Origin of the sequence: Sporomusa sp. KB1 (assembly GCF_007830295.1) — a bacterium.
In the GTDB taxonomy this organism is placed as follows: domain Bacteria; phylum Bacillota; class Negativicutes; order Sporomusales; family Sporomusaceae; genus Sporomusa.
The window spans coordinates 3,703,517-3,714,799 of record NZ_VLKC01000002.1 but is presented as its reverse complement, the minus strand read 5'-3'; the positions used below and the strand labels follow the sequence as shown (position 1 = coordinate 3,714,799).

The following is an 11,283-nucleotide window of genomic DNA, read 5'->3' as shown; positions in this document are numbered from 1 at the left end:
ACGGCAACCTCCTTTCTACACACTATCTATTCTGCATAAATTTGCAGACATATGGTAGCAAAGCATCTCATTAAAATTGACTTCTATCACCAAATGTAAGCCGATAAATCAGCCTATGCACCGGAATACAAAATAAGATATTATAGCCTAATGATGCCAACATTTGCGCTTTCAACATTGACATCACTTCAACCTTGTATCCTAACAAAAAAAGCAGCGCCTGTATGATTACGCCATTAAAAAAAGTAGCTAAAATAATTGCCAAAACCGGCAATACTACACTTTCTTTAAATACCTTTCGTTCAGCCAAACCGGCAACATAGCCTATCGCCATCTTTGATAAGGTGTTTAACCCAAAAATATTGCCTGAAGCAAAATCCTGAAGTAAACCAGCCATAAATCCGACTCCAATGGCATGCTCCCGCCCGGCCAACAAACCACAGGCAACCACAATAATCAAAATAATGTCAGGCTTAGCCCCTTGCGTAAATATAAGTGGTAATAATACGGCTTGGACAGCAATAGTGACAATAAGCAGACTGGCCCAGACAAGTATCATTTTCATCGTCCAGCCTCTTTCGGTTGAGCAGGCTGCTGAGTAGTTTTGCCCGGTGTAGTCGGCGTGAGAACCTCTGGCAAAGTTTCACGGGAACGCACAATAACCAACACTTCTTCTAGTCTATCAAAATCCACAGCTGACTTCAAGACAGCATATTTTAACAATCCGCCTTCTTCATTAACAATATCGACAACCTCACCTACCAGCAATCCTTTAGGGAATATACCACCAAAACCTGAAGTAATAATTTTATCACTCTTGATGATATCAGCATCACGGGCAATATTAACCATATGCGGGGCCTGTGGATTCGCTGTACTGCCTTCAACAATGCCTGCAACCCGCGACTCAGGCCGCTGCACAAGACAACCGACAGCACTGCGTGGATCCAAAATGAGCTGTACTTTGGCAGAATTATTATAAACGCTGACAACACTGCCAACAAGACCTTGTGTCGCCACTACCGTCATATCTTTAGTCAGCCCATCGGCTGCGCCTCTATTAATCATAATAATGTTCGTCCATGTTCCCGGATCACGGGCAATTACCTGTGCGGCTACAAAATCAAACTGCTGAGCTGCTTTTTTGTAATCAAGCATAGCTCGCAGTCTCGCATTCTCTGCCACAATCTCAGTTGTATTAATATTGCTTTGACGGAGTTCCTCATTTTCAGTTTTAAGCGTCTGGTTATCTCGATACACAGTCATAATTTCACTGGTAAAAGAACCTGTATGGCGTATGCTGTAACCGATTTTACCTAATACATATTCAACTGGAAATAACAGCGTAGCTACAACCTGTTCCGTAAAAACAAATTGATACTTTCCCTTCGCAACTGTACTAGCCAGCAAAAAGACGGTTAGCACCGCCACTATAAGGATAACCGCCTTTTTGTGAATGAATCGCACTTTCTGGGCCCCTTCCTTACATTGATTAATTCTGTTACCTGTATTTTTAATTACCCTAGTTGAGTTTTTTGGTAGTCATAAGTACCCGCTTCAATAAATCTATGCTTTCTAAAGCACCACCAGTACCAGCGGCAACACACGACAAAGCATCTTCCGCAATATGTACCGGCATACCAGTTTCTCTATTCAGCAGTAGATCAAGCCCTCTCAGCAGCGAACCGCCCCCTGTCATAACAATTCCCTTATCCATGATATCAGAGGCGAGCTCCGGCGGAGTTTTTTCCAGAGTTACTTTTACAGCTTCAATAATACCGGCTACCGGCTCACTAAGCGCCAATCGCACTTCACTTGCTTTAATTGTCAGTGTTTTCGGTAGACCGGTTACCAGATCCCGGCCGCGTACATCAAATTGCTCATCATCTTTTAGTAAGATGGCGGAACCAATTGTAATTTTTACTTCTTCCGCTGTACGTTCACCAATCATTAAATTATAGGTACGTTTAACATACTGAACAATGGCTTCATCCATCTCGTCGCCACCAACACGGATAGAACGACTGGTAACAATGCCGCCTAACGATATAACAGCCACCTCAGTCGTGCCACCGCCAATATCCACAACCATATTGCCAGTTGGTTCGTGCACCGGTAAACCAGCCCCAATGGCTGCAGCCATTGGTTCTTCAATCAAGTATGCTTCCCGGGCTCCAGCCTGGATAGTTGCATCAATAACTGCCCTTTTTTCCACTTCGGTAACCCCGGAAGGTACACCGACAATTACTCGCGGTCTAATAAAAGACTTTGAATCCATGGCTTTTCTGATAAAATATTTAAGCATGGCCTGAGTTACGTCAAAATCGGCAATAACTCCATCTTTAAGTGGCCTAATAGCCACAATATTCCCCGGTGTACGACCAATCATTTGTTTGGCTTCCTCACCAACAGCCAGCACTTCGCCGGTATCACGCTGGATAGCGACTACTGACGGTTCTCTGAGAACAATTCCTCTGCCTTTCACATGCACTAATGTATTGGCCGTACCGAGGTCTATACCCATGTCACGTGATAGTGAACCAAATAAATTTAACATAGACTTTAACCCCTTTCAATTTAAAAAACCCATTATATTATTCCCTTTTCTTTAAAGCTCACATACTTGCCATCACCGATTATTACATGGTCAAGTACAGAAATAGTAAGCAAATTTCCTGCCTCAACCAACTGTTTGGTCAGACTAATATCTTCCTGACTTGGCATAGGATCACCACTGGGATGATTATGAACCAAAATAACAGCGGCAGCACTATAACTAATAGCCTCCCGGAACAACTCTCGCGGATGTACAATAGAAGCATTCAAGCTCCCAACAGAGATAATTGCCCGGGCAATAACATGATTCTTAGTCGATAAAAGTAATGCCACAAAATGTTCTTTCGTTTCATACCTTAGCTCAGCCATCATTAAATCAGCAGCATCACGAGGACTTCTAATAATCGGGCGTTCACCCGGCTCCTTAAGGCTTAACCTGCGCCCCAGTTCAATGCCAGCGATCACGGTAACGGCTTTAACTAAGCCAATACCAGTGATTTTACTTAATTCGGGAGGCGATATACTTGCAAGCCCGGACAATTCATACTTAGCTATAAGTTGTTCGGCCAAACGATTAACCGGCAAATTTTTCGTGCCTGTACGAAGAAGTATCGCCAGCAGTTCCGCATTGCTTAAAGCCTTAACACCCTTATCCAGCATTTTTTCGCGTGGCCTTTCGGTCTCAGGCAATTCCTTCATCATTAACTGCTTGTCCCTAGTCATAGCAAATCTACCCCTATTTGCCGGAGTAGTTCGGATAACCTAACAAGCGGCAAACCCACTACATTATTATAACAGCCAGTGATACTCTCCACTAACAATGCGCCCCGTCCCTGAATGGCATAAGCCCCAGCCTTGTCCATCGGTTCGCCGGTAGCAACATATCGTTCAATCTCAATTTGCGACAGCGGCCTGAAAGTAACAGTAGTAGTACTAAAACCACTAACAACCTTTCCCCCTTTTGCCACTGCCACTCCAGAAATAACAATATGATCCCGTCCGGCGAGAACAGTCAGCATCTGCACAGCCTCGTTACAGTCTTTCGGTTTACCAAATACTTTGCCATCAACCACCACAATAGTATCAGCACCAATAACTACCGCATTGCCCGAAACTCGCTTGCTGACATCAATTGCTTTATCAATTGCATGTGCCATAGCCAGTTCCTCAGGCGGTATATCTTTGGTATTATCTTCTTCTACTTCACTGACCATAATTTCAAAATCAAGATCAATTAGTTCTAAAAGTTGTTGACGCCTAGGTGATGCTGACGCTAAGATTATTTGCATGCCCTCCCCCTCCTAAAAGCGCCGAAAAAGCAGGATGGCTGCTATAATTCCCAGGACGCTCATCAAATTCGGGTATAAAGCAAAGCCAATGACCAATTTTATTACATACAGATTAATCGCCACTGGCGGCAAATCAAATACAGGAAATGGTTTAATAAGATATGGCGCTACTCCTGAGAGCAAACTGGAGCTGGCAGCAAGTTCGCCTAAAATGCCGCCAACTATTGCTCCGGTAATTAGAAATAAAAACATCATTCCCATACTTTTGCCGGCTGAACTGCCTTTATTAGTGCCAGTTCTCACCTTACCCCCCCCTTAAGATAAAAAAGTGAACTTGTTGCAGTGAATCTGAAACATCGGAAAATCAGGTGGGGATTCTACCCCACCTGATTCGACACCGCCTATAGAGGCGGAAGTCTTGCCTCACTACACGTAAGATAAGAAACATTCTCGTTTTCTACCAATAGTTCTAATTCTTGAGCCCATACTTTGCTGGTGATTTAGCAAAACAGTAGTTAGCCGCCAAACCGGTAAATAAGCCAGTGGGTACCGCAAATAAAAGCAAATACGGTAAATACCACAGTAGCCCTGCGCTATAGACAAGCAAGGCTGCCAAAATTACTTGGGTTATATTATGAACAGCTGCGCCTACTAAGCTAATACCAGCAAGTGAAAATACCCCTTGGTAATTTTTACTGATATAAACCATAACAAAAATGCTTGCAAGCGCTCCACCCATACTCATAACAAATGACGGTCCCAACAGGGAGCCACCAAATAAAGAACCTAGCAAAACACGAGCAACGGCAACATACACAGCATCCTGCCAACCAAGCATAAGAATTGCCAGTAGTGAAATAATATTGGCTAACCCCAGCTTTACACCAGGTACAGGCACAGGAATGGGTAACTGGCTTTCCAGTACATGGAGAGCCGCAGCCATCGCTACTAATAAAGCTAATAGAACCAGGCGTTTTGTTTTACTCACAACTACCTCACAATATCGTCAACATCAGTAGAATTATCAGCTACAACTTTAACGACTACCCGATAAGGCAAACATACAATCTGCTGTGGTGGAATACTAATCCAACCTGATTGTACACATATCTGGTCAGGGCAATCGGCTTCCTTTATACGTACGCGCCCATCTTTATATTCAACAACATTAAAGCCGTTATAACCGTCAATTCTAAATTCTCCTGTATATCCTTGGCGTAACGGAAAAGTCTTAATCATTTGACCATCAACAGTTATAACCACACTGCGCGCTTGATTGCTTTCCCCTGATATATAATAGATATTTAAACCAATACCTGATAATGCAAGTATTACTAGTACAACAATCAGCCATTTGTCAGCTTTTGTCAACATCAGCTTGCCACCCTGCTCATATTCTATTTCATTTTACATTAAAATATAGGTTAATGCAAATCATAGCCCATTAAAAATTAGATAAAGCCAAAATAAAAGAGAAGGGGTCTCCCCCTCCTCTTTTATTGGCAAATAAAGTTATTAAGCTACCGTATCTTCACTGCCAGGCACCACACCGAGTACAGCGTGTCGAATAGCCTTTGTTGGACATTTAGCCAAGCAAACAGGATTATCGCATTTTTCCATACATATTTTAGCATTAACAACGGCTAGATTATTATCCATCGTAATAGCACCATGCGGACATTCCTTCTTGCATAATGTGCAACCGATACAAGCAGCACCACAAGCTTTTTTAGCCACTGTGCCTTTGTCATGTGAGTTGCAGTTAACACGGACAGCAGCCCCAATTGGCATCATCGCAATGACTTTTTTCGGGCATACTGTTTCACACTTACCACAACCGGTACATTTATCCGGATCAATAATCGGTAAACCGTCTTCACTCATAGTCATAGCACCAAAAGGACACTCTTTTACACAAGTCCCTAAGCCTAAACAGCCATATTTACAGCTCTTGTGACCTCCAAACAACAGATTGGCAGCTACACAATCCTGAACACCATGATATTCGTTAGCTTTAACAGCTTTAGCATGACTGCCGGCACAGCGAATTTGAGCAATACGTGGCTCAACCTCGGCTGCTGCTTTACCTGTCAACTGACCAACGAGCTTAGCTACCGTATCTTTACCAGGAATACATAAATTAGGCGGTACATCAGGGTTATTTACTACGGCTTCAGCGTACGCCATGCAACCAGCATAGCCACAGGCACCACATTGTCCTTTGGGCAATACGTCTTCTACAACGTGAATTAGCGGATTAACCTCAATGGCCATTTTTTTATTGGCATAAGCCAGAACAAGTCCAAATATAATCCCCAGACTTGTCATAATCGCCAGTATTATCAACGAATGTTGAACAACTCCATGCATTTACTTCTCACTCTCCTTTCTATTCAGCTTATAGCGGAATCATACCTGAAAAACCCAGGAAGGATAAGGCCAGCATACCTGCCAGTATAAAGGCAATTCCTAATCCTTGCAGAGTTTTAGGAACATCTGCATACTGAAGTTTTTCCCTCAAGCTGGCCATAAGAATAATCGCCAGAGCAAAACCTGCACCTGAACCAAAGGCATTGATAACACTTTTAATAAAATCAAAGTTAGCGCTAGCGTTAATGAGTGGTACGCCCAAAACAACACAGTTGGTTGCAATTAGCACTAGGTAAATACCCCACATCTCGTAAAGTGCAGGTGCATATCGCTTAATTGCAATTTCTAAAAACTGTACGAAACAGGCGATTAATACTACAAACACTACAATTTTCATGAACACTAAATCATAAGGAACAAGCACAAAATTATACACGACCCAGGCAAGAGCCGATGATACCGTAAGGATGGAGGCAACTGCCATACCCATACCAACAGAAGCACTTAAGCTCTTGGATACCCCGAAGAAGATACACAGACCCAGAAAGCGCGTGAGTACAAAGTTGTTAACAATTACAGCGCCCATAAACAGGGTAAAATACTCCATCATACAGCTTCACTCCTTTGCACTGTAAGCTGCGATGCCGCTTTGGCTTTGGCCGCTTGCTTATCCTGATATTCGCCGATAACATTGAACATGCCAATCATCAGGCCGATTACCATAAAAGCACCTGGCGCAAGAATTATAATCATCGGGCCATTATACGACTGGGGAAACACTTGCATTGCCAATGCAGTGCCACTAAGGATCATACCGGTACCAAACAATTCACGGAAAGCGCCAATAAACAGCATAGCCACCGCAAAGCCAGCACCCATACCCAATCCATCAATTGCTGAAGCCACTACCCCATTTTTCATAGCGAACACTTCAGCGCGTGCCAGGATAATGGCAAATACTACAACTAATTCCAGATAGAGGCCTAATTCTTTATAAACGGCCGGAAAATAGGCTTCCAAAGTCAAAATGATTAATGTAACAATAGTAGCGATAATAGTAATAAACACTGGCACACGAACTTTGGGGTTAACAAAATTCTTTACAAGCGATACAACCATATTATTCGCAGTAATAACTACCAAAACGCTAATCCCCATACCTAGTGAATTAAATACTGTTGAAGTAACCGCCAACGCCGGACAAAGGCTTAACGCAAGGCGGAATATGGGGTTCATTTCGAAAATACCCTTTTTAAATATATCCCAATAATTCATATTCGCACACCTCACTTCTTCTGGGTAGCCGAATACGCGGCAACCGCTTCTACAGCTTCTTTTACGCCCTTCGTGACAGCCCGGGAGGTAATGGTCGCACCAGTCAGAGCTTGGATATTTTTATCTGAGGGAACCTTTACTACTTCCAAATCCTTGGCCTCTTTCTTGGCAAACTGATTGCGGAACTTAGGCTCCACCATCTTATCACCTAAACCAGGAGTCTCATTGTGTTTGAGCACCTTGTAATCCATTGTTTTGCCATCAGGAGTCACTGCAGCCAGCATTTCAATATTACCACCATAGCCTTTGCTATTGGCAGGCACTACATAAGCAATAACCTTACCGCCTTTTAAGCCGGCATACCAGCCTTCCTTGCCGTCAACAGTCTTAAAGGTATCAGCCTCTTTAACAAGTTCCTTCATAGCGTCATTTTTGGCCTTAACACGTTGTTCAGCTGCAACCGGCTCAGTGATAGCGAACGCAGTGGCGATGATGATCCCTGAAATAAAACAAGTTACAACTAAGTTCAACGTTATCTTAAAAACGCTATTATTTTTGTCGTCATGTGCATCATGTGCCATGGTTATTACCTCCTTGCCCCAAATTTTGCAGGCTTAACCAAAAGGTCAATCAGTGGCGTTACACAGTTCATAAGCAAAATGGCATAGCAAACGCCTTCCGGATAGCCGCCCAATAAGCGGATTAACACAGTAAGCGCACCGGCACCAACTGCAAATATAATTTGCCCCTTAGTAGTAATCGGAATGGTGACCATGTCAGTCGCCATGAAGAAGGCGCCAAGAATAAGTCCGCCTGACATCATATGCATAACCGGATCATGTCCGAAAGCTGCAGTTAAAAGGCCGACAGTACCAATCATACATACCGGAATCTGCCACTTGATATAACCGCGATAGATTAAGAATAACCCGCCTAAAATCAAGAGCAGGGCCGAAGTCTCACCCATGCTGCCGCTGCGAGAACCGAGAAAGAGGGATTGATACATTGTTACCTTGTCACCAAAAATCGCAACAAGACTTTCATAACCTTGGAGTTTTAAAATACCTAGCGGAGTAGCTGAGGTAACTCCGTCAATTTTGCTTGCCATTTGCGGCCAGGTTGTCATCGCCACCGGCCAGGACGCAAGTAGGATTGCACGTCCTACTAGAGCCGGGTTAAATATGTTGTAGCCTAACCCGCCCATAGTGTGCTTGGCTATGGCGATAGCCGCCACAGTGCCGAATACAGGCATATACCAAGGCAATGTCGCCGGGATATTCATAGCCAATAAAAGGCCAGTCAAAAAGGCGCTGCCGTCATTAATCGTAATCGGCTTATTCTGCCATTTTTGAATAAGATATTCTGTTGCCATCGCAACAACAATACAGAGAATCATTGTTGTTAATGCAGGCATTCCAAAACGGTATACGGAAAAGAGAGCTGCGGGTGCTAATGCCAGATTAACCGCCCACATTATTTTGGCAATAGACTCGTCGCACCTGATGTGCGGCGATGCCGAAACTGTTAAGGAACCCACGTCAAGTTTTACTTCTGCACTCATACCGCCCACCTCCTATTTCTTCTGCGCAGCCGCAGCTGCTGCGTTTTGCGCTTTAGACAATTTAATATAGTGAACAATATTGCGTTTAGCCGGACATACATATACACATGAACCGCACTCGACGCAATCGAGAAGATTATACTCCTCTTTGGCAACAGCAAAAGCGCTGCGCTCGCCAAGAATACTCAGCATACTAGGAACAAGTCCCATCGGACAGGCCTCAACACAGCGGCCACAGCGGATACAGGGTTGCTCTGGACCAATGTTAACATCAGCAGCGCTTAGTGCCAAAATACCAGACGTACCTTTAATTACAGGCACATCAAGAGTTTGCTGCGCCATCCCCATCATCGGACCACCCATAATAACTTTAACCGGCTGCTCTTTAAAGCCGCCGCACATAGCTACAGCCTGAGAAAAGGTTGCTCCTACCCGTAGCAGCACATTTTTGGGTTCAGCGATAGCGCCACCAGTAACAGTGGCCACACGTTCAATAAGCGGCAGACCTTTTTCTACAGCATCAGCTATGGCTACTAAAGTGCCTACATTTTGTACAACAGTACCTACATCCATAGGCAATCCGCCTGAAGGAACTTCTCTGTCCAGGATTACTTTAATTAATGTTTTTTCGGCCCCTTGTGGATATTTGGTTTTAAGTGGTACTATTTCGATACTGGAGCCAGCGCAAGCTTTGCGCATAACATCAATAGCATCAGGTTTATTTTCTTCAATACCAACATAGCCTTTGCTTACACCGATAATTTTCATGGCAATTTTCATACCAGTAACAATACGATCGGTTTGTTCTAACATAACCCGGTGATCAGCCGTCAAATATGGTTCGCACTCAGCTCCATTGAGAATGAAGGAGTCAATAGGTTTTTCCGGCGGAGGCGACATTTTTACATGTGTCGGGAAGGTAGCTCCTCCCATCCCTACCAGACCAGCCAAGCGAACGATTTCTTTAAGTTCTTTGACCTCCATTGACTGCCAGTCACGGTTTAGCGGCAGACCTGTAACCCACTCATCCTGACCATCACCTTCAATAACAACTGCTTGACAGGTGCCAAATACGGGATGGGGATATTCAGCAATTTCCACTACTTTACCTGATGTTGAGGCATGAATCGGACTAGCAACAAAGGCTTGTGCTTCAGCTATTACCTGTCCTTTTTTGACCAAATCACCCACCTTGACTATAGGGGCGCAAGGCGCTCCTATATGCTGCCTGGTAGGAATGATGACTTTTTGCGGTATAGGTGCCACTTCTATAGGTTTGGCAGCTGTATACCGTTTGCGGTCGTCGGGATGAACCCCCCCGCGAAAGCTTTTTGCCATGTTTTCACTCCTTTTATTTGGTGCAATCTAATCGCTTTATCCTAAGACAGCTATGACAAAATGCGAGTTATGACTGGTCGCATAGTATCATTAGTCCTGGCATGGCGATCAAAATATCTAATATAAATCAGGGAAATAACAACCGCAGCAATCCCTCCACCAATCTGGTACCATATTGGGTCAGTCACCATTTTGGTAGTTGCCAGGTAAGTACCGGCGAAAACTCCCGCAACAGCAGCTATAAGCGGTAACATGTAAACAATAAACGCCGCTTTTAACATATTGACTTCTTTTCCCTCAATGACCACCCGCTGCCCTCTTTTAGCTCCCACCGGGTTCAGCACCTCAACCACAATGGCATCATTTCCAGGGCAACTACCGCAATTTTCACAATCACTATGGCGGCTGGCCTTTACCTTGGCCATTCCATCAAATACTTCCAATACAATGCCTTCTTGTTGCTTTCCCAAAGGTCCTCCCTCCTTTGCCTTGTAGGATTAATTTAGATTAGATATTTTTTGCTAAAACAGATTATATATTCGCTTTATCATGAACATTTACCTGCACAATTGATATAATTACTTTTTTCACTATCATTTCCAGTATTTTCAATATATTTTTCAAAGTAGCGTTATAATTTACACAATACCAGATTTCACGCAAAAATACTATAGTTTTTCAGTGAATCTTTACATAAATCACACAGTTATTTATAAAAACCACGATTTGCTGCGTTGATCCTTTGGCAACAATACAAATCGAAGCTGCCCCTATTCTTCCTTAAGAACGTTATACCTTCTATTAGGGAAAAAAGTCTCCCGAACAATAATTGGTAATGCTCGGAAGACCTGACTTGTTTAATTTTTGCTTACTTATATATAATTCTTCTATAAG

At 43.5% G+C, this 11,283-nt stretch carries 15 protein-coding genes; all 15 read right to left on the bottom strand.

The window, feature by feature from the left end:
• Positions 1 to 70 precede the first annotated feature (70 nt).
• Complete coding sequence (mreD, locus tag SALPA_RS20905) at positions 71 to 565, bottom strand: rod shape-determining protein MreD (protein WP_255451287.1); 495 nt, start codon at positions 563 to 565, stop codon at positions 71 to 73.
• Positions 562 to 1,410, bottom strand: a complete 849-nt coding sequence (gene mreC, locus SALPA_RS20900) for a rod shape-determining protein MreC (RefSeq protein ID WP_255451286.1) — start codon at positions 1,408 to 1,410, stop codon at positions 562 to 564. Before mreC ends, mreD begins: the two co-directional genes overlap by 4 nt.
• Positions 1,411 to 1,522: 112 nt before the next feature.
• A complete protein-coding gene (locus SALPA_RS20895; RefSeq protein ID WP_145098467.1) occupies positions 1,523 to 2,557 on the bottom strand; it encodes a rod shape-determining protein in 1,035 nt (344 codons plus the stop codon).
• A gap of 32 nt (positions 2,558 to 2,589) precedes the next feature.
• A complete protein-coding gene (gene radC / locus SALPA_RS20890) occupies positions 2,590 to 3,279 on the bottom strand; it encodes a DNA repair protein RadC (protein WP_145098464.1) in 690 nt (229 codons plus the stop codon).
• On the bottom strand, positions 3,276 to 3,845 hold the full coding sequence (locus tag SALPA_RS20885; protein WP_145098461.1) for a nucleoside triphosphate pyrophosphatase: 570 nt from the start codon (positions 3,843 to 3,845) through the stop codon (positions 3,276 to 3,278). The genes radC and SALPA_RS20885 overlap by 4 nt, the downstream gene beginning before the upstream one ends.
• 12 nt (positions 3,846 to 3,857) lie before the next feature.
• Positions 3,858 to 4,148 carry a DUF4321 domain-containing protein gene (locus SALPA_RS20880; protein ID WP_255451285.1) on the bottom strand — a complete coding sequence of 97 codons (291 nt, stop codon included), beginning with the start codon at positions 4,146 to 4,148 and terminating at the stop codon, positions 3,858 to 3,860.
• A 166-nt stretch (positions 4,149 to 4,314) separates the two neighbouring features.
• Entirely contained in the window at positions 4,315 to 4,833 is a 519-nt protein-coding gene (locus SALPA_RS20875) for a Gx transporter family protein (RefSeq protein WP_145098458.1), read from the bottom strand.
• 2 nt (positions 4,834 to 4,835) lie between these two features.
• Positions 4,836 to 5,219 carry a NusG domain II-containing protein gene (locus SALPA_RS20870; RefSeq protein WP_145098455.1) on the bottom strand — a complete coding sequence of 128 codons (384 nt, stop codon included), beginning with the start codon at positions 5,217 to 5,219 and terminating at the stop codon, positions 4,836 to 4,838.
• Positions 5,220 to 5,360: 141 nt separating this feature from the next.
• A complete protein-coding gene (rnfB, locus tag SALPA_RS20865) occupies positions 5,361 to 6,215 on the bottom strand; it encodes an RnfABCDGE type electron transport complex subunit B (RefSeq protein WP_145098452.1) in 855 nt (284 codons plus the stop codon).
• Positions 6,216 to 6,243: 28 nt separating this feature from the next.
• Positions 6,244 to 6,825 carry an electron transport complex protein RnfA gene (locus tag SALPA_RS20860; RefSeq protein WP_145098449.1) on the bottom strand — a complete coding sequence of 194 codons (582 nt, stop codon included), beginning with the start codon at positions 6,823 to 6,825 and terminating at the stop codon, positions 6,244 to 6,246.
• Positions 6,822 to 7,490: an electron transport complex subunit RsxE gene (rsxE, locus tag SALPA_RS20855; RefSeq protein WP_145098446.1), complete on the bottom strand. Its 669-nt coding sequence runs from the start codon at positions 7,488 to 7,490 to the stop codon at positions 6,822 to 6,824. The genes SALPA_RS20860 and rsxE overlap by 4 nt, the downstream gene beginning before the upstream one ends.
• Before the next feature lie 11 nt (positions 7,491 to 7,501).
• The gene (locus tag SALPA_RS20850; RefSeq protein WP_145098443.1) at positions 7,502 to 8,071 is read right to left on the bottom strand and encodes an RnfABCDGE type electron transport complex subunit G; all 570 of its coding nucleotides are present in this window, start codon (positions 8,069 to 8,071) and stop codon (positions 7,502 to 7,504) included.
• Between the two features lie 5 nt (positions 8,072 to 8,076).
• On the bottom strand, positions 8,077 to 9,051 hold the full coding sequence (locus SALPA_RS20845; protein WP_145098440.1) for an RnfABCDGE type electron transport complex subunit D: 975 nt from the start codon (positions 9,049 to 9,051) through the stop codon (positions 8,077 to 8,079).
• 12 nt (positions 9,052 to 9,063) lie between these two features.
• Positions 9,064 to 10,389 carry an electron transport complex subunit RsxC gene (gene rsxC, locus SALPA_RS20840; protein WP_145098437.1) on the bottom strand — a complete coding sequence of 442 codons (1,326 nt, stop codon included), beginning with the start codon at positions 10,387 to 10,389 and terminating at the stop codon, positions 9,064 to 9,066.
• A gap of 50 nt (positions 10,390 to 10,439) precedes the next feature.
• Entirely contained in the window at positions 10,440 to 10,859 is a 420-nt protein-coding gene (locus SALPA_RS20835) for a SoxR reducing system RseC family protein (RefSeq protein WP_145098434.1), read from the bottom strand.
• Between the last annotated feature and the right edge of the window lie 424 nt (positions 10,860 to 11,283).